An 18476-nucleotide genomic window follows, 5' to 3' on the forward strand; every position below is an offset into this window, starting at 1 on the left:
GTCGCATGTCTGGGAGGCATGTATGAACTTGCTCCTACGCTTCTACGAATGCTCGTCGCATGTCTGGGAGGCATGTATGAACTTGCTCCTACGCTTCTACGAATGCTCGTCGCATGTCTGGGAGGCATATATGAACTTGCTCCTACGCTTCTACGAATGCTCGTCGCATGTCTGGGGGCATGTATGAACTTGTTCCTACGCTTCTACGAATGCTCGTCGCATGTCTGGAGGCATGTATGAACTTGCTCCTACGCTTCTACGAATGCTCGTCGCATGTCTGGGAGGCATGTATGAACTTGCTCCTACGGTTTCTACGAATGCTCGTCGCATGTCTGGGAGGCATATATGAACTTGCTCCTACGCTTCTTCGAATGCTCGTCACATGTCTGAAGGGCAAGTAAGAATGTGCTCCTACGCTTCTTACAAATGCTCGGATCACACAAAGACTGGAACACTATTTATTTGGTTTTAGGGATTTCAGACATACTTATGTCACAGGCACTAAATTGTTTATTATAGTCTGGGTGGAGTAAAAATACTTCCAAATTGAGAAGGATGAATGATACTGGGTGATAATAAGAAGTTTGGCTGAAGCTCTGGATATACAAAAAAGCCTCCGGAACGAATGAAACGTTCCAGAGGTTTGTTCTATGTCTATTCTTGGGTGTTGTTTAATGCTTCCTGATCAATCGTCAGTTCAACTGTTACTGTCTGTTCTTTTGAACCGCGGTAGAAGGTTACCTCAATAGAGTCACCAACTTTTTTCTTGTAAAGAGCACTTTGAACGTCTGTTGATGTTTCAACATCTTCGCCATCAATCTTAGTGATAACGTCATATTTTTCAAGACCTGCTTTTTCTGCAGGTGTAGCGGACTGGATGCTGCGAAGTACGACGCCGGTTGTTAAATCTTCTGGTGTGTTAAGAATTTGTTCTCTTTGCTGAGCAGAGATGTTTGCCATATCAATCATTGTTACACCTAAAGCCGGACGAGTTACTTTACCGTCTTTTTCCAGCTGATTAATAATGCTGACTGCATCATTACTTGGAATAGCGAAGCCCATTCCTTCTACGCTGACAGAGTCACTGGATTGAACAATTTTAACAGAATTGATACCGATTACCTGTCCTTCAATATTCACTAGAGGACCACCGGAGTTTCCAGGATTAATTGCTGCATCTGTTTGAATCGCATTAATGTTGATCGGATCGCCATCATCATTTGTATTTGTGATATTTCTATTCAGAGAAGAAACAATGCCCTGTGTTACAGAGTTCGCATAATCAGAACCCAGAGGAGAACCAATGGCAATGGCTGGTTCACCGATCTTCAAGTTATCAGAATCCCCGAATTCAGCTACAGCATCCACTTTATCAGAAGAAATTTTGATAACAGCCAAGTCTGTGTAAGAATCAGTTCCTACCAGTTCACCCTGTACTTTTGTTCCATCATGAAGAACAATTTCCAAAGCTTGGGCACCGCTGACCACGTGGTTGTTAGTCACGATGTAAGCTGTGTCTCCATCTTTCTTGTAAACCACTCCACTACCTTCACTGGCAGCTTCCAGATCTGCATCGGAACTATCAGAAGACTCAGAGTCACTTTGTGTTCGGTCATCAAACAACCCACCATACATGCCGTTTGAATTTTGGCTGACGCGCTGCATATTAACTACAGAAACTACTGCATTCTGTACTTTTTCCACAGCCTCCGTGATATCACTGTTGACATTCACGCTGACATTGCTGACGGTTGTATCACCACTGTTATCCTGTGGGGTTAACTGCTCAGAAGAGCTGGGTAAATTATTTAAATTATTTCCGTTCACTGCATATAGACCACCAAAAGCAAGTGAACCGCCAATCACCCCGCCGGCAATACCAATACCGAATTTTTTTAATAAACCATTTTTATTAGGTGTAACATCTTTTCTATCCATTATAAATCCTCCTGCGTACATTTCATTTTCTTTATTCATAGTATAACTTTCTTCAACACATTTAGTCTATAACACAGCTTTGAACTTTCTATGAAAAACTTAGGTAAAAATTCATCTAAATGAGAAAACGTAAAGTCAATTTATGAAAAAATAAAGAAGAATTGTGTGGAAAAAACCGACATGAGTTATCCACAGGTTTGTGGATAATGTGTATAACCTGACAGGGGAATATTTGTTTGTATTTAAAATTCAGTCAGAATAACCATAAAAAGAGACTGAACCTGTGGATAAGTCTGTGAATATGTGTATAACTATGTGGAAATACTGTGGAAACCCTATCCACAACATGATAAAATTGGTGGAAAAGATTAGATGTGTCTGAGAATGTCGGTGGCAAAAGAGTCAAAAATATAAGGGAGCGTATCTACAAGAAGGTTGGGCTGGGAAGAAAAACTGTTGTTTTTACTGAATTATACTAAAATTATGGAGAGCACGGACATCATCACTGGTTTTAGACAGGCTATAATAGAAAAAAAGAAAAGATGTGGATAAATGAAAATTAAGATTATCACTGTGGGAAAATTAAAAGAAAAATATCTGGTTCAGGGTATCAATGAATACCTGAAAAGACTGCAAAGCTACAGTAAAGTGGAAATTATAGAAGTCCCTGATGAAAAAGCACCAGAAAAACTCAGTGAGGCTGAAATGCTTCAGGTCAAAAACAAAGAAGGTGAACGCATCATGGCGAAGCTGTCGGATGCCGATTATTTGTTTGCCTTGGCAATCAACGGCAAACAGCCAAGCAGTGAAGAATTTGCCGGAGATATCGAACAGTTGGGCATCTCCGGTAAAAGCAATCTCGCCTTCGTGATTGGCGGCTCGCTCGGACTCAGCGAAAAGGTATTAAATAGAAGCAATCAAAAAATCTCCTTCGGCAAAATGACCTATCCACACCAGCTGATGCGGCTGATCCTGGTGGAACAGATCTACCGGGCATTTCGGATACAGAAAGGTGAGCCTTATCATAAATAAAATATGTATGAATCCTTATTTGATAAGGGTTTATGCTATGTTCACCAATTCGATGATATGAAAAGGGGCACAAAAGGAGCAATTAAAGCTCGATTTCTTCGAGGGCTTCTATTATGTCTCTTTTCATTTCATCGGTAACGTGGGTATAAATTTTTGTTGTTATTTCTGCATCGGTGTGGCCTACCCGTTCCATGATGGCTTTTATAGGTATTCTCTTTTCTGCCAGCATTGAGATATGAGTGTGTCGGAGAATGTGGGAAGACAAATTTTTATTTACTCCGGCGTGTCGTGCTGCTCGTTTTAAGGAATCGTTAAAATTACATATAGCTATGGGATTCCCAAGAAGGCTCGAGAAAAAGAAACCTTTATCAGTGAAGCGCTTGGAAGCATTCAGTTTGTTTTCCAGCTTGCAATCATTCAATATATCTGCAGCACGTTGATTTAATTCTACTTTTCTGATAGCTGCAGCAGTCTTTGGCAACGTTTTGTGCAGCTCAGGGGTTCCCCTTGTTGTATAGTCCAGTGTTCCATCAATATTCAATATATTACCATTCAAACATGAATAATCTAAGGCAATAGCTTCGCCAAAACGTACGCCAGTGAGTGCCATGAACTCAGCTAAATCTGCAAATCTTTTACTTTTAAATAAGTTACGCTGAATAAAGAGAATTTTTTTCAGTTCGTCCCTTTCCAAATACTTGCTTTCAATTTTTTCTAAGTCCTCATACTTCATTGCCTTTTGATGAATGGTTACGTCATTGACCGGATTGTGTTCGATCAAGTTTTTCTTTCGTGCATGCTCAAGAATAATTCTGATAAGCGATTTACAATTTTTCACAGTGGAAAGTGAATAATTATCTTCATAGTATAGTTTATCTAATCCCTGTTGGATCAATGGGGTATCAATATTTTTCACAATTATATCATCTTTCAGGAATCTGCGAATGAGCTTCACATTCCATTCGTTGCGCCAGTAGGTTGTTTCTTTGACGGTATGTTTGTATTTTTCCAGCCATTCTTCAAGGACGTTTTTAAAAGTGTCCGATCCTTCTATTTTAATAGATAGCCGTTTGGCTATTTCCTCATTCAAGTACCGTTGGGCTTTATTCTGAGCCTGTCTTGAATTACTCAAAAGCGTAACTGATACAGTACGGTATTTTTCTGTGTAAGGATCAGTATACCGTTCCCGATACTTAAATTTACCGTCGGAAGTTTTTTCCATCCACATTGTTCATACACTCCTATTTGTGTTAAAATAGGCATAGTAAATAAGCCTATTTAGGTTTTATTTTCGTTCAGCACATCCTTGCTTTTGGTCGAGTCGGGGATGTGTTTTTTTAGTTCATAAAATTATAAGTTACTATTCCATCTACTACCATCAAAAGAGTGTTATCGGTATTTTCAGGATTTACCAAAGATATGGTATAACCTTTGCCAACGCTAGTCGAAAGTGATTCAGACATAGAAATAAAATTATCTACAAGTTCATTCCAAGTGTCCGCTGGTACAACTCCGTACTGCAAACCGACCAAAGAAGCTGTAAAATCTGCTTGAGTTGAGGTGACAGTAAATAGTTTATTTTCTGCTTTATAGTCAACAGTGGCAGTACCCTCGAAACTATCTCTAAACATGATAAGAGCTAATTCCGCTTTTATATCTTCGCTAGATTCTGCATCTTCTTCTTTTTTTGCAGCTTGTTCAGCATCTTCTTTTTCTTTTTCCTCAGCCGCTTTCTTTTCGTCAGCTTCTTTTTTCTCAGCTTGTTCTTTTGCTCGATTTTCTCTGTTTTCTTCGTTTTCTTTTTGTATAGAACTGATTTTTGTTTCGGTTTCTTTCTGCCTAGTAAGTGTTTCTTCGCTTGGTCCCAGTAATGATACTACCAAAATTGAAAACAGCGACACTACCGCGGAATATAATAGAAATTTTTTATTAGGTTGTTTTTTCCAGAAATACCACACTCCGATAGCACCAACTACAAAAATTAAACTAAATACTGTTCTCACTCTTAAAACTCCTCATTTCTATGATATAATATATTTATTCCATATCTCATGAAAATGAGGTCATTAAGCTAGTCGGTGCTCGTCGCGCTGACTGGCTTATTTTTGTGTAACGAGTAATGCTGACTCAGTAATGAACTTGATTACATAGTTCTTGTATTCGATAATCAACCCGTGCCGCCGTTTTACTTCTTGCACAAGATTGTACAAAAATTCCGAGGATAGGCCTAAGTATTCAGCCACTTCCCAATAGTATTTCATGCCTTTTTCATAGCACTCAAGAAAATCCTCGATCGTCACCCGCGTTCCTAGCGAATGGCTAAACGCCAAAGATTCTTGCTGTCTGTTAGCTCGTTCTTTCAAATCTAGTATGACGCCGCTAGACGTTCTATAATGTCCGTACTCCTCTAAAAGAGTTTCGTATTTATCTACAAGTGAGAGCGTTTCTTCTATATAAATGATGTTGTTGTAGTAAAAACCATATAGATTATAACCAGTCAGGCTTGTTTCAACTATAGGCACTTCGTCAGATATCTTTAAAAATAGTTCTTCGTATTTATCCACAAAACACACACCAACTTTCCTATTCTTCATTAAATCACAAGTGTTAGGAAATAAGAAATAATTCAATCTGGCCGATTTTCAAAACCTTGGCGTTTCGCTTCTGCTTCCAAAAAGGCTTTCAATTCTTCTATAGTTACGCCCTCCGGAAGCCCTTTTGTAGGATCGGCAAAGCGTGCTGCCATGGTATCCACTCCGTTTTTCACTATAGAACCTTCGTACAGATCGTCTTTTAAATTGACCACATTGTTTTGTTTCTCGTGCTGTTCTTCTAGTTGTTGTTCGGCAGTATCAAGCACTACCTTTTGCCGAGGCGGTTCTAATTTATTATAGATGGTTTCTATAGAAGAGGATTTAATTTCTTTTTCAATTCCCAGTAAGTAGTCTGATGAAATATTGAAAAATTCTGCTAGTATTTTCAACTCGCGCCCCCGGGGAAGACTATCTCCACTCTCCCATTTCGAAATAGTAGTATAGTTCTTGTAGCCTAGTATAGAAGCGAGTTCTGTTTGGGTTAAGCCTTTACTCTCTCTTTTCTCTTTTAAACGGCTAGCGAAAATTGTCCCATGTTCCTCTTTCATTCTAACACCTCATTTCTAAGTTCATTATACATTTATATGAATTAAAATCAATATAGAATATGAAAATAATGTATTTTTTAGGTTTATATGAAAATAATTCATATAAATACTTGCATATGAATTTAATTCATGCTATATTGATAACAAGTTAACGAAAGGAGAGAAGCGATATGATAGGGATTGCTGAATTAAGAGCAAGGAGAAATAAAATGACGCAAGCGGAGTTAGCTAAAGAACTAGGAACTGACCAAGCTAACATTAGCCGCTGGGAGAAGAACCCTTTGAGTATGAACTCAAAGAATCTGATTAAAATTGCGCTTTATTTTAATATTTCTATTGACGATTTATTAGGTGTTAAAGAGAAGGATGCCAGTTAATTTTTTTTGCCTTTTATATGAATTTAATTCATATAATGGGTTTGAATGGAGGAAGCAAATGAAAGAAAAACTATCGAAGAATCAACTCATTGTATTAGATTATATGAACAGCTCAGTCAACAACCCATTTGTCACAATCAATTCAGTGATTATTTGTGCAACAGGCGATTACGCAATTAACGATTTGTGCCGCAGACATCTAAACCATGAGCAATTAACCCAAATTTTTCATGTGTATCTGGATGTTCATAAAGAAACGATATGGTCTGAGTGGTAAAAGAGGAGGAAACAAGTGGAATCAAACGTTAAAGGTTATCTAGTAACAACAGAAGACGATTTGTTGATTGCAGATATTAATTTGCATGAAGGGAAAATCATAGAAGTAGATGGGTACAAAGTTGTTGAATATACAGATGAAAACCAACTGTTATTCAGAGAACAAAATTTAATTTAAGAGAGGAGTAAATTATATGCCGACCAAATCGAACTGTGACCGGATCCTTGAAATTATTCGTAAGGATCTGGACAAAGAGGAAACAGATTACATGACAAAGGAAGTTGTGCTGAAAAAAATTGATGGATTGAAGGCAGGAACATTGAATGATTATATTGCAGATTGCCGGGACAATTACCCAGTAAAGCATACGATTTTGAACCCTTCACACAAAATTTGTCTTATCCATTATGGGAAATTTGAACAGTATCTGCAATGGCGATCTGACAACAGACTGAAAGCCAGAAAGGAGAAAATTTCATGAAGTACACAACAAGGATCACACTAGCTTTATCTATTTTAGCAATGGTATTTGTATCGGCATTTTTCTTTAAAACTTGGGAGGCCTTCATTTTGACTGCGTACCCATTGATTGCCGGGTGGTTTATAGGCGAATGTCTAAGTATTCCAGAGGAAAACGTGAGAACGAAATGGCGAAGGTTCAAAGATTCAATAGCAATCAGAATTATCAATTTTGCCGATTTTATAGGAAGGAGGTAGAAAAATGAGTAAGTTCCCTAGTTTTAAAGCATATCACGAGGACAGCAATACAATACGTGATGTTCTCTGTATCGATTATTTGAATGAGACAGTAGATTTGAGTGGCGGACTGATAGAAATACTTTTTTCGGATACTGTGCTACTAAGAGGGTCGGGAGTAGAAGATATAAATGGAGTAGAAATGTTCGATAGTGATAGGTGTATTCTTTATGGTCGGTTTGGAAAGCAGAACGTAATAATATTGGAAGATATTAATGGAAATTTAGTTGCGGCGCTTGAAGATGAATCTTGTTGTTATCAATTGACTGAATGGGAAATGGAAGTCATCGGAAATGAGTATGTAAGTCAATGGGAGTGATGACATGATGGCAAAGGTATGGACGACAAAGGAAATTCAGTATATCAAAAATAATGCACTACTGGCCGAAACGAATCAAGTACTGAACATTGAACAAATGGCTGAAAAGTTAGCTCGTTCAGTCCCGTCAACTAAATCAAAAATTTACAAGATGCAAGTGGATGGAGATCTCCCTTCTATTGATAGATCGAAAGCTTTTGATGCGAAAAATCGCCCATTTACAAAACGGGAAGATAAACGTTTGATTTCAATGTTTAAGCAGGGTGCTGGATCTGAAGAAATAGGTGTGGCCTTGGGAAGAAATAAAAAAATCTATCACTGGAAGGATAACTCGCCTTAGAAATAATGGAACATTGAAATATTACTCAAAAAAAGTTTGGACTACTCAGGAAATTGAAGCGATTATAGCTAACATTCAATTTGACGAAAACGGCTATGTCTCGAATTATCCTGCGTTAGCTCAACTAGTCAATAAGCGAGTTACTCAAGTTCAAACAAAAGTCGCGAGACTTAGAAGAGAAGGGCGAATAAATGTAAATGCTGACAGGACTAAAACTAGCGTGAAGTCTAAGGAAGCCATGAACAAATTCAATGATGCTAGGTTTGCTCAATATAAAAAGGAGGAAAAGCCAGTGCCGGAAAAGGTAGCTCAAACGAATGTAAAAGTAGAAACACAGTCAAAAGTTGTTCAAATGATTATGACAGTAGTTGTCGCTGGTAATGAAAAAACGATCAATTTTTTCTCAATGGAAGGTGAGTTGTTAGCTGTTAAAAAGGAGGCAATCGAATGATAGTAACTTATGATCGTTTCGGCCGAATGGACTATTGTCCAGAATTGCATCCTAAAAAAGGCGAACCATGGACAAAAGAGGATCTGGATTACCTTAAGGAATGGTACTCAACCATCGGTCCTGAGGAAATGAGTTTTGCTTTAGAACGTCCCGTCAAAGCGGTTATGACAAAAGCTAGCTTACTTGGACTAAAAACTAATAATTATACTAAACGGATAAAAAAAGAGCCTGTACCGTCAGCAAACGATACAAGCCAGTAAATAAATAATAGTAAAGACATTATAGCATATTTTGAAGGAGTGAAAAACCCTGGGAAAAAGAATAAACAGATACCGGATAAAAATTTTGTACAACGATGGTGGAAAGCTTTCTGTGAATGGCCGTGTAGATGTTTGGAAAGATAAGGATTTTAAGAATGATATGGAACGTGTGAAATTTATTCTTGATCGTGCCCGTATCGGCTGGGATGGATTTCAAGCATTTAATGGTGAACGATCAGAAAACAAGGTTATTCAGGCAATAAACGATGGCCAGGCAGAATTAGTTGAATGTAAACAAACATATTAGGAGGGAAAACATGACTTCAATTAAAATCAACAAACTTGAGATCGAAAACGTGAAACGTGTGAAGGCGGTCAAAATTGAACCGTCAGCCAATGGCCTAACGATTGTCGGCGGGAACAACAACCAAGGTAAAACCAGCGTTCTGGATGCAATTGCTTGGGCATTAGGTGGCAATAAATATCGGCCAACTCAGGCAAGCAGAGAGGGTTCAGCAGTTCCACCACATTTGCATATCGTAATGAGCAATGGCCTCATTGTGGAGCGTAAAGGCAAGAACAGTGATTTGAAGGTTATTGATCCAGAGGGCAACAAAGGTGGCCAGCAGCTTCTAAATAGCTTCGTGGAAGAGCTTGCCATTGATCTGCCCAAGTTCATGGAATCAACCGGGAAAGAGAAAGCACAAACGCTGCTGCAAATCATCGGGGTAGGTGAACAGCTGGCTAAGATCGAATATGAAGAGCAACAACTTTACAATCAGCGTCATGCGATTGGTCAAATTGCTGACCAGAAAGATAAGTTTGCTAAAGAACAGGACTATTTTCCTGATGCACCAAAAGAGCTTGTTTCTGTATCTGAATTGATTCAGCAGCAACAGCAAATTTTAGCACGTAATGGAGAAAATCAACAGAAACGGCAGCAGCTATCTCAGATCATTCAGAAGGTCGAGAATGAGAAACAACAGATTGAAAGTCTGAAGCAGCAGCTTTTCATTCTTGAAAATGATCACAATTTAACTTTGCTTGATTTGGAAGCAGCACAAAAAACTGCGGCGGATATCCAGGATGAATCAACAGCAGAACTTGAAAAAAATATTGCTGAGATCGATGAAATCAATCGGAAAGTTAGAGCAAACTTTGATAAGGACAAAGCAGAGGAAGATGCTGCAGCATATCGTGAACAGTATCAGACCTTAACAAGTCAGATTGACGATTTAAGACAACAGAAAACAGACTTGCTGAATAAGGCTGATTTGCCGCTGCCTGGCTTATCTGTCAGTGAAGGAGAGTTGATCTATAATGGCCAGCAATGGGACAACATGAGCGGATCGGACCAGCTGAAAGTCTCAACGGCGATTGTAAGAAAATTGAAGCCTTCCTGTGGCTTTATTCTTCTGGATAAGTTGGAGCAAATGGATATGCTGACACTCAACGAGTTCGGGCAGTGGTTAGAACAGGAAGGACTGCAGGCAATAGCCACACGGGTCAGCACTGGTGATGAATGCAGCATTGTGATCGAGGATGGCTATGTGAAAGATGCTGAAAATATGCCGATGCAAGCTTTTGATGGAGACGAAAGAACATTTGATGAAAAGGTAGCTGATGGCACATTCAAGCCAATAGATCAGCAGCAAGGATGGAATGGGAAAGGAGCATTTTAATGAATATTACAAGCGGTAAAGTGGCCAAAGCACAAAAGGTCGTGTTATACGGCGTGGAAGGTATCGGAAAATCAACATTCGCAAGTCAGTTTCCGGATCCGTTGTTTATTGATACGGAGGATTCAACACTGCATATGGATGTGAAACGGTTTGACAAACCAACTTCATGGACCATGCTTATGCAACAAGTTTCATACGTCAAAGCCAATAAGCCTTGTCAGACTTTAGTTATTGACACAATCGATTGGGCCGAAGAAATCTGCAAGCGCCATTTAATCGATTCAAATGCAGGATGGACCGCTATTGATGCGGAGGGTTACGGCAAGAAATTCGTTGCCCTGGCAAAAGAAATGGGGGGCTTACTGAACTTACTCAGTGACGTTGTAGACAGTGGAATAAATGTTGTGATCACTGCTCATGCAATGCTGCGGAAAAAAGAAGAGCCTGACGAAATGGGTGCCTATGATCGGTATGAGTTGAAGTTGGAGAAGAAAACAGCGCCGATCGTCAAAGAATGGGCCGATGCGGTATTGTTCGCCAACTATAAGACAACGATTATCACAGACAGCAAAACAGACAGCAAAAAGGCAACTGGTGGCCAACGGATGATGTATACAACCCACCGGCCAGCCTGGGATGCTAAAAACCGCTGGGGGTTAGCTGAGGAACTACCATTTGACTATACACAGATCGCTCAGGCATTTGCTCAAATGACTATTCAACAACCTACAGCAGCACCGGATTCGCAATTCGATGTGACTGCTGCAGCTCAGAACATGCCTGTAGAAAATGCGCCAGATTTGTCACCAGAAAGAGGGCCACAGCCGTTTCATGAAAGCATCCCGGCAGCTGTTGCCGATCTGATGACTGCTAACCAGGTAACAATTGACGAGATCATGCAAGTTATTTATCAAGGCGGCTTCATGCCAGCCGATACACCACTGGATAATATCCCGGCCGATCTTTGGGGCTACTTAGCAAGTAACTGGGGCAAGGCCATGGATTTATTGAATACAAAAATTAGAAAATTTTAGGAGGATCTTTTTATGAATAACGAAAATGAATTTTTAGATTGGAATGGCGGTTTTATAGCCGAAGAAAATAGTTTCACTCTTTTGCCGGCTGGAGAGTACCAATTTACTGTTGTGAATATGGAAAAGAAATTCTATGACGGAAAGAGTGACAAAATCCCAAATGGTGCCCCGTATACTGAGCTTTCTTTAGAAGTAAATGCAGTAGAAGGAAAAACAGTAATCAAAGAGCGACTTTACATGATGAAAAAATTCCAATGGAAATTGACAGAGTTCTTTTCTTCTATTGGCCAAAATCCAGTTATTGGTCAGTCGTTTAATCCAAACTGGAATACTGTTATCGGTAGCAATGGCCAGGTGAAGCTTGAGGTTAACACGTATACAAGCCAAGGGGAAGAAAGAAAAAATAATCGTGTAAAAGAGTTCGTTAAATCAACAGCAACAGTGGCACCGCAGCAACAAAATTTCAACCAGCCACCACAACAGAATTTTAACCAACAACCACCACAGCAAAATAATGGCTTCACTCCTGGAGCGTTTTAAATCTATGGAAGGGCGGTTTTACCGCCTTTTCTTGAATGAAGAAAGTAGGGATTAAATGACCATCAAATGTGAATATGGGGATGTGATCAGTATTGAAACGGTCAACACTGGCCACATAAAAATTGAAATGTATGAAAATTCGGGGGTATATGTTGAGCATACCTATTTGACCAAAGCACAAGCCCTTGAATTGATCACGGAACTGCAAGAAATAGCAGGAAAGATGGAGGATTAAGGAGGCAAACAGTTGAAACTTAGACCATACCAAGACGAATCAAAAACGGCCGTTCAAAATGAATGGAATGAGGGAAAGAAAAGAACGTTGTTAGTGTTACCCACAGGCTGTGGAAAAACGATTGTTTTCAGTAAGATCATTGAGGACCGTGTGCGCTTAGGTGAAAGGGGTCTGGTATTAGCCCATCGTGGTGAATTACTTGACCAGGCTTCAGACAAGCTGGAGAAAGCCACCGGATTAAAGACAGCCACCGAAAAGGCAGAACAAACCAGTATAGGCAGTTTTTTCCGTGTAGTAGTTGGATCCGTTCAAACGATGCAACGAGAAAAGCGCCTGAGTATGTTCCCACCAGATTATTTTGATTTCATTGTAGTTGATGAAGCCCACCATTGCATATCGGATGGCTACCAGCGTGTATTGAAGCATTTTGAATCTGCTAACGTGCTGGGCGTAACTGCTACGCCAGACAGGGGCGACATGCGAAATTTAGGCAGCTATTTTGAATCACTAGCCTATGAATATTCATTAGTCCAGGCAATCAAAGAAGGTTATCTGTCACCGATCAAAGCGGTAACTGTGCCGCTTAAATTGGACCTGTCAGGAGTTGGCCAACAGGCTGGAGACTTCAAAACCAAAGATTTGGGCACAGCCCTGGATCCGTACCTGGAAAGTATCGCAGATGAAATGCTGGAATACTGCAAAGATCGCAAAACAGTGGTATTTCTTCCACTGGTGAAGACAAGCCAAAAGTTCACCGATATTTTGAACCGTAAAGGTTTTAGAGCTGCAGAAGTAAACGGAAATAGTCCTGATCGTGCGGAAATCTTAGAAGATTTTGACAATGATAAATACAATGTTTTGTGTAACTCTATGCTGCTCACTGAGGGCTGGGACTGTCCGAGTGTGGATTGTGTCATTGTGTTGCGGCCCACTAAAGTGCGGAGCCTATACAGCCAAATGGTTGGCCGAGGCACCCGCCTATTTCCTGGAAAGGAAAACCTGTTGCTTATCGATTTTCTATGGCATACAGAGCGCCATGAGCTATGCCACCCGGCCCACTTAATCGCTGAAACCGAAGAAGTGGCCAAAAAGATGACTGAGAACATTGAAGAAGCTGGAATGCCCCTTGATTTGGAAGAGGCAGAGGTGAAGGCTTCGGAGGATGTCATTGCCCAGCGTGAGGAAGCATTGGCCAAACAGCTGGCTGAAATGAAGAAACGAAAACGCAAGCTTGTGGATCCGCTGCAATTTGAAATGAGTATTCAAGCGGAGGACTTATCAAGCTATGTTCCGAGCTTCGGTTTTGAAATGTCTCCTCCTACAAATAACCAACTGCAAGCACTTGAAAAATTCGGTATTATGCCCGATGAAATAGACAACGCCGGCAAAGCTTCATTATTACTTGATCGATTAAAAAAGCGAAAAGCAGAAGGCTTGACCACACCTAAGCAAATACGTTTCTTAGAAGGTCGGGGCTTCCAGCACGTGGGTACTTGGAACTTCGATGGAGCAAAAACATTGATCGATCGTATTGCTGGGAATGGTTGGAGAGTTCCGGATGGTATCAATCCTAAAACATATAAAGGAGAATAAGGTGATGGAAAAAATATCAAAAGAAGAAAAGGAAGAGCTGGAAAGATTTAAAGAAAGAAGAGCTGCATTTAATGGTCAGCTTTCTGTTAAAAATGTGCATAATGTACCAACTCAATTTCCTCAAATGTATCAAAGAATTTTTCACACTGATTCTTTGGTTAATAATATATTTTGCCTTAATCAACCGAATTATTCTGATGCAGACGAAACAATTGTGGCTCTTTATGAGGGATATTTAAATGGTGAATAAATTGGATTTAACTGAATTACTAAACTACATTGATCCAAGCACACTAGCTTACGGTGAGTGGCTGAACGTAGGCATGGCCTTGAAGCAAGAAGGTTACACGGCAGAAGATTGGGACGTATGGAGCCAAAGCGATGGCCGTTATCGTCCTGGTGAATGCCTAAAGAAATGGGAAACGTTCAAAGGCACGGGCTTGCCAGTCACAGGTGCCACAATCACGCAGCTGGCCAAAGAGAATGGCTGGCAAAGTTCCTATTCTGATGATGATTCTTTTCTTGATTGGAACGATAGTTTTATAGCAACAGATGTGGATAAAGGCTATAAGCTTGTGAAAACTGATTGGGTCATGGGAAAAGAGATCCAAGAGCCAAAGCATTGGAACCCTTCAAAGGAAATAATCGATTACCTGGAAACTGTTTTTTCTCCTGGGGATGTGATCAGCTATGTAAATGATGGCTATCCAGATAAAAAGGCAGATGGCACAGAAAAGTGGCTGCCAAGAAATGGTGTTTATACCCGCACAGCTGGCGAGATTATTGATGCTTTAAGAAAAAACAATGGTGATATCGGTGCAGTCATGGGAGATCCTAACCTGGAATGTGGTGCATGGATCCGTTTCAATCCCATGGATGGTGAGGGAACCAAAAACACTAACGTAGTGGATTTCCGCTATGCCCTTGTGGAATCGGACAGCATGAAAATAGAGCAACAGCATGAAATTCTAAGAGAACTGGAGCTGCCAATTGTAGCATTGACGTATTCCGGAGGGAAAAGCCTTCATGCCATCGTGAAAATTGATGCAGTCAACTATCCACAATACCAGGAGCGTGTGGATTACCTATATAAGATCGTTGAAAAAAACGGCCTTAGAGTGGATAAGCAGAACAAGAACCCTTCAAGGCTCACAAGGTTGCCTGGATTTATCCGAGGTGATCAGAAGCAGTTCACTATTGCAAAAAATATCGGTAAAGGATCATGGGAAGAATGGCAGGAATATATCGAGGACATGAACGATAATCTGCCGGATCCGGAAAGTCTGGCCGATCTCTTTGACACTGAAATAGTGTTGGCACCAGAACTGATCAAGGGCGTTCTGCGCCAAGGTCATAAAATGTTGATCGCTGGACCATCAAAAGCCGGTAAATCGTTTCTATTGATGCAGCTGGTCATTGCAATTGCTGAGGGGCTTCCATGGTTAGGCTTTCCATGTACTCAGGGTAAAGTCCTTTATGTGAATCTGGAGCTTGATGCCAATTCTGCTAAGAATAGGATCGTTGAAATTTACAAGCGTTTAGGAAATGGCCATGCGAATGTATCTAATATAGATATCTGGAATTTACGAGGAAAAACAAGCCCCATGGATAAGCTGGCACCTAAGCTGATCAGACGTGCACAGAAAGCTGGGTACATTGCTGTGGTAATCGATCCTATTTATAAGGTGTTGACTGGAGACGAAAACAGCGCTCATGAAATGGCCAACTTTACAAACCAGTTTGACAAAATCGCCACAGAATTAGGCTGTGCAGTGATCTATTGCCACCACCACAGTAAAGGTTCCCAAGGTGGCAAGAACTCAATTGACCGGTCTTCTGGATCCGGCGTATTTGCCAGAGATCCGGATGCCATTCTCGATTTAATAGAGTTACCGGTGACAGAAGATAGGTACATGGTCCAGGAGAATCAAGCGATCTGTGACACCTACGCAAAGGCGATTCAAACCTATAACCCGTCATACGATGGAATAGGCCTTGATGATTATTCCAGTAAAAAGCAAATGGGCCACCATTTAATGGCTGCAATCCAGGCACAACCAACGTTGGCCATCATTGAACAGGAACGCCAGAAAGCTGTTGAGGCAGCAAGACAGTGCAGTGCTTGGCGGCTTGATGGGACACTGCGGGAGTTTCCACGATTCAAGACAGTAAACGCCTGGTTTAAGTTCCCGGTGCATGTGCTTGATGATTCATTGCAAGATGTAAAAATTGAGGAAACCGCCAACGATAAGTGGAAAAAAGGTGTACAAAAATCAAACGAAAGTCGTTCAGAAAAAAGCAACAGGGAACTTGAGGAAGCATTTAACATTCTTAGCCCTGAAGGTGAAGCGATTGGAGTTAATGAGATAGCCGATTATTTAGATATAAAAAGAAATAGTGTTTATACCAGAGTTAAAAAACACGGGAAATTTGAAATCAATAACGGTGAAATGACAAAAATTGAAAATAGTCAATAAAAACTGTCGGTGTCTAGGCTAGTCTAATCTAAATAGCTTATTAACGTTGTCGGCTAAATAGAAAAGACACCGACAGACACCCTCAAAAACCCTGTCACACCGCTGTCCGTTATCCTTGTCTACTCTCTCGAAAGAGAGAAGAGTAGACAAAAGGATACAACGAGACAAAATTTTGAGGCGACAGAGAAAAAGAAAAATGGCGTAGACCAGAATAAAATAACACGAAAGAGGGATATTATGAACGCTGAGAAAAAAATTAAAGAAATAGAAACTATCTTAATGTCCTTTTATGTAGAAGGTACTATTTCAGAACAAGAAGCTTTACAGAAAATAAATAGTCATTTGAATAAAGAAAAGTTTCGTACTGATACAGACGAAATAAAAGCGGCGGGTGTCACCTATCAAATTATAGAAAAGCCGTTTGTTGAGATTGCACAAGATAGAAATTACATGGGATCGTGTAGTTATCAAAATACAGAAATTAATATTGTGGATTCAATGAGTGATGACAGAAAAGACGATGTACTGTTTCATGAAATCACCCATGCCATTTTTTATGAAGCTGGTTACGATGAACAGGACGAAGACATGATAAACCGGGTCGGGAAGGTTCTTCATCAAGTGATTAAAGATAATTTTGCAGGAAGGAGATAGCGTAGTGCGGTTCTTTAAAACACGAAAAAAGCGGGTGAGACAAGTAACTCATTATTCAAATGTTATTCAATATGACGAAATGGGTTACCCGCTCAGGCTGGTTATAATGTCGGACGGCAACCAAGTTTGGCTGGATTCTTACGAAAGAACCGGCGATGTTGTTTTGAAATGGGAGAGGGTGGAGGAAATTAAATCATGAAAATTCCGAGCATTATTGGCTATCACTTACTTAGAAAGTCTAAATATGAATTTCATGAAGTGAGTGACAATAAGTATTCACATTATGTTGAGCTATATGAGCCAGCATTGAATATAAGTTTTACAGCACGTAGGCGTGATTGGGAGCAGATCGAAAAAGAAAAACAGTTGCGTGAAAAATATATAAATAAGAGTTCGGATGAACTTGATTTTTAGGAGGAAACGGAAATGAACGAAAACCAACAAATAGTGCTGACCTGGTTAAAAGGGTGTGTGGACGTTGACGGTGATGTACCGATGAAAGCAATTTTCTTTCTTGGTGACTTATGGCAAATGAGAAGGTTCAATGATCAAGAATCTATCAAAGTGGATAATGCCTATGCAGAGTTAACTGAATTTGAGCAATATGAACTGCTTGCTGCTTTTTCAGAATGGGGATCAAAGAAGTTTTGTAAAGAATGCGGCTGTGAAATGGCCGTTTGTGCTGATGGTTGGAAAGATCAACGGAAATGCTGCCCTGACTGCAAATGTACGAAAGGGGAGTAGAAAATGAAATATAGAAAAAAACCAGTGGTGATCGAAGCATACAAGATTGATTCTTTAGATGTACTTCCAGAATGGCTTTCAATAGCTGTGATGGATGGAACAGTATTTGAAAGTATTATTCCTCAAGGATACGGAATAAAAACTCTCGAAGGCACTATATATGCAAATCCTGATGATTATATTATTCAAGGCGTACAAGGTGAGCTGTACCCGTGCAAGCCGGATATTTTCCTTGAGACTTATGAGAAGGTTGAGGTATAGGAAATGAGAAAGGACGGTTTTTATACGATGGAAGAAAAAAAGGAAATGGAGTTATTCGAGAAAAACAGTGGATATAATCACCGATCATTTACAGGATGGTAGGTTGCCGGTGGTCCAATTCGGTGAGGGAAACTTGCTACCATTTTTTACGAAAGATAGTTCAGGGTATTCAATGACTATTTTCAAGGTTGATGTTAAGCGGCCATTTCAAGTGGCTACACCGGAGGAACAAGATATTTTGCTGGCAGATGGTAAGCCGTTAGTGGTGTTTGATTTTTCAAATACACCAGCAGGATTGAACGGGCTTACTGTACTGAATGAGTGGGTGACAGAGCTAGAAGAGGAAGCGAAAGGGGAATAGGCT

29 protein-coding genes are annotated in these 18476 nt (G+C 40.1%); 24 read left to right on the plus strand and 5 right to left on the minus strand.

The features are described from left to right. Positions 1–654: 654 nt before the first annotated feature. Complete coding sequence (locus tag IW492_RS05675) at positions 655–1938, minus strand: S1C family serine protease (protein WP_202066492.1); 1284 nt, start codon at positions 1936–1938, stop codon at positions 655–657. Between the two features lie 552 nt (positions 1939–2490). Here IW492_RS05675 and rlmH point away from each other — a divergent pair. Next, entirely contained in the window at positions 2491–2970 is a 480-nt protein-coding gene (gene rlmH / locus IW492_RS05680) for a 23S rRNA (pseudouridine(1915)-N(3))-methyltransferase RlmH (protein ID WP_202066494.1), read from the plus strand. An 82-nt stretch (positions 2971–3052) separates the two neighbouring features. On the opposite strand, the gene IW492_RS05685 is transcribed toward rlmH, so the two are convergent. From IW492_RS05685 to IW492_RS05700, 4 genes are all read right to left on the minus strand, one after another. Then, complete coding sequence (locus tag IW492_RS05685; protein WP_202066496.1) at positions 3053–4060, minus strand: tyrosine-type recombinase/integrase; 1008 nt, start codon at positions 4058–4060, stop codon at positions 3053–3055. Positions 4061–4307: 247 nt separating this feature from the next. After that, positions 4308–4973, minus strand: a complete 666-nt coding sequence (locus tag IW492_RS05690; RefSeq protein WP_202066498.1) for a hypothetical protein — start codon at positions 4971–4973, stop codon at positions 4308–4310. A 96-nt stretch (positions 4974–5069) separates the two neighbouring features. Continuing rightward, positions 5070–5534 (minus strand): ImmA/IrrE family metallo-endopeptidase, encoded by a 465-nt coding sequence (locus tag IW492_RS05695; RefSeq protein ID WP_202066506.1) that lies wholly within the window; start codon positions 5532–5534, stop codon positions 5070–5072. Positions 5535–5596: 62 nt separating this feature from the next. Next, positions 5597–6112, minus strand: coding sequence for a helix-turn-helix domain-containing protein (locus IW492_RS05700; protein WP_202066508.1), 516 nt, complete (start codon positions 6110–6112; stop codon positions 5597–5599). A gap of 170 nt (positions 6113–6282) precedes the next feature. Here IW492_RS05700 and IW492_RS05705 point away from each other — a divergent pair, with 170 nt between their 5' ends. From IW492_RS05705 to IW492_RS05810, 23 genes are all read left to right on the plus strand, one after another. Further along, a complete protein-coding gene (locus tag IW492_RS05705) occupies positions 6283–6489 on the plus strand; it encodes a helix-turn-helix domain-containing protein (protein WP_202066509.1) in 207 nt (68 codons plus the stop codon). A gap of 58 nt (positions 6490–6547) precedes the next feature. Next, positions 6548–6766 (plus strand): hypothetical protein, encoded by a 219-nt coding sequence (locus IW492_RS05710; RefSeq protein ID WP_202066511.1) that lies wholly within the window; start codon positions 6548–6550, stop codon positions 6764–6766. 15 nt (positions 6767–6781) lie between these two features. Then, entirely contained in the window at positions 6782–6943 is a 162-nt protein-coding gene (locus IW492_RS05715; protein ID WP_202066513.1) for a hypothetical protein, read from the plus strand. A 16-nt stretch (positions 6944–6959) separates the two neighbouring features. Continuing rightward, the gene (locus tag IW492_RS05720; RefSeq protein WP_202066515.1) at positions 6960–7247 is read left to right on the plus strand and encodes a hypothetical protein; all 288 of its coding nucleotides are present in this window, start codon (positions 6960–6962) and stop codon (positions 7245–7247) included. Beyond that, positions 7244–7483, plus strand: coding sequence for a hypothetical protein (locus tag IW492_RS05725; protein WP_202066517.1), 240 nt, complete (start codon positions 7244–7246; stop codon positions 7481–7483). Before IW492_RS05720 ends, IW492_RS05725 begins: the two co-directional genes overlap by 4 nt. Positions 7484–7487: 4 nt before the next feature. Beyond that, positions 7488–7841, plus strand: coding sequence for a hypothetical protein (locus IW492_RS05730; protein WP_202066519.1), 354 nt, complete (start codon positions 7488–7490; stop codon positions 7839–7841). 7 nt (positions 7842–7848) lie between these two features. Continuing rightward, on the plus strand, positions 7849–8181 hold the full coding sequence (locus IW492_RS17985; protein ID WP_236671794.1) for a hypothetical protein: 333 nt from the start codon (positions 7849–7851) through the stop codon (positions 8179–8181). Continuing rightward, entirely contained in the window at positions 8126–8632 is a 507-nt protein-coding gene (locus IW492_RS17990) for a hypothetical protein (protein ID WP_236671795.1), read from the plus strand. Before IW492_RS17985 ends, IW492_RS17990 begins: the two co-directional genes overlap by 56 nt. After that, complete coding sequence (locus tag IW492_RS05740; protein ID WP_202066521.1) at positions 8629–8892, plus strand: hypothetical protein; 264 nt, start codon at positions 8629–8631, stop codon at positions 8890–8892. Before IW492_RS17990 ends, IW492_RS05740 begins: the two co-directional genes overlap by 4 nt. Positions 8893–9004: 112 nt before the next feature. Then, positions 9005–9199, plus strand: coding sequence for a hypothetical protein (locus IW492_RS05745; RefSeq protein ID WP_202066523.1), 195 nt, complete (start codon positions 9005–9007; stop codon positions 9197–9199). Positions 9200–9209: 10 nt separating this feature from the next. Beyond that, a complete protein-coding gene (locus tag IW492_RS05750) occupies positions 9210–10574 on the plus strand; it encodes an AAA family ATPase (protein WP_202066525.1) in 1365 nt (454 codons plus the stop codon). After that, positions 10574–11608 (plus strand): ATP-binding protein, encoded by a 1035-nt coding sequence (locus tag IW492_RS05755; protein ID WP_202066527.1) that lies wholly within the window; start codon positions 10574–10576, stop codon positions 11606–11608. Before IW492_RS05750 ends, IW492_RS05755 begins: the two co-directional genes overlap by 1 nt. 12 nt (positions 11609–11620) lie before the next feature. Further along, on the plus strand, positions 11621–12148 hold the full coding sequence (locus tag IW492_RS05760) for a hypothetical protein (protein ID WP_202066529.1): 528 nt from the start codon (positions 11621–11623) through the stop codon (positions 12146–12148). A 55-nt stretch (positions 12149–12203) separates the two neighbouring features. Next, positions 12204–12383, plus strand: a complete 180-nt coding sequence (locus IW492_RS05765) for a hypothetical protein (RefSeq protein WP_202066531.1) — start codon at positions 12204–12206, stop codon at positions 12381–12383. Positions 12384–12395: 12 nt separating this feature from the next. Beyond that, positions 12396–13976, plus strand: coding sequence for a DEAD/DEAH box helicase (locus IW492_RS05770; protein WP_202066533.1), 1581 nt, complete (start codon positions 12396–12398; stop codon positions 13974–13976). A gap of 4 nt (positions 13977–13980) precedes the next feature. After that, positions 13981–14226 (plus strand): hypothetical protein, encoded by a 246-nt coding sequence (locus IW492_RS05775; protein ID WP_202066535.1) that lies wholly within the window; start codon positions 13981–13983, stop codon positions 14224–14226. Continuing rightward, positions 14216–16453: an AAA family ATPase gene (locus IW492_RS05780; protein ID WP_202066537.1), complete on the plus strand. Its 2238-nt coding sequence runs from the start codon at positions 14216–14218 to the stop codon at positions 16451–16453. The genes IW492_RS05775 and IW492_RS05780 overlap by 11 nt, the downstream gene beginning before the upstream one ends. A 237-nt stretch (positions 16454–16690) precedes the next feature. Next, positions 16691–17107 carry a hypothetical protein gene (locus tag IW492_RS05785; protein WP_236671796.1) on the plus strand — a complete coding sequence of 139 codons (417 nt, stop codon included), beginning with the start codon at positions 16691–16693 and terminating at the stop codon, positions 17105–17107. 4 nt (positions 17108–17111) lie between these two features. Then, a complete protein-coding gene (locus IW492_RS05790; protein ID WP_202066539.1) occupies positions 17112–17306 on the plus strand; it encodes a hypothetical protein in 195 nt (64 codons plus the stop codon). Beyond that, on the plus strand, positions 17303–17521 hold the full coding sequence (locus IW492_RS05795) for a hypothetical protein (protein ID WP_202066541.1): 219 nt from the start codon (positions 17303–17305) through the stop codon (positions 17519–17521). Before IW492_RS05790 ends, IW492_RS05795 begins: the two co-directional genes overlap by 4 nt. Positions 17522–17533: 12 nt before the next feature. Further along, positions 17534–17851, plus strand: coding sequence for a hypothetical protein (locus tag IW492_RS05800; protein ID WP_202066543.1), 318 nt, complete (start codon positions 17534–17536; stop codon positions 17849–17851). Between the two features lie 3 nt (positions 17852–17854). Continuing rightward, positions 17855–18112: a hypothetical protein gene (locus tag IW492_RS05805; protein ID WP_202066551.1), complete on the plus strand. Its 258-nt coding sequence runs from the start codon at positions 17855–17857 to the stop codon at positions 18110–18112. A 67-nt stretch (positions 18113–18179) separates the two neighbouring features. Beyond that, positions 18180–18473 carry a hypothetical protein gene (locus IW492_RS05810; RefSeq protein WP_202066552.1) on the plus strand — a complete coding sequence of 98 codons (294 nt, stop codon included), beginning with the start codon at positions 18180–18182 and terminating at the stop codon, positions 18471–18473. The last annotated feature ends 3 nt before the right edge of the window (positions 18474–18476 follow it).

The sequence above is a fragment of the Enterococcus sp. BWB1-3 genome (assembly GCF_016745275.1).
Lineage (GTDB): Bacteria > Bacillota > Bacilli > Lactobacillales > Enterococcaceae > Enterococcus_L.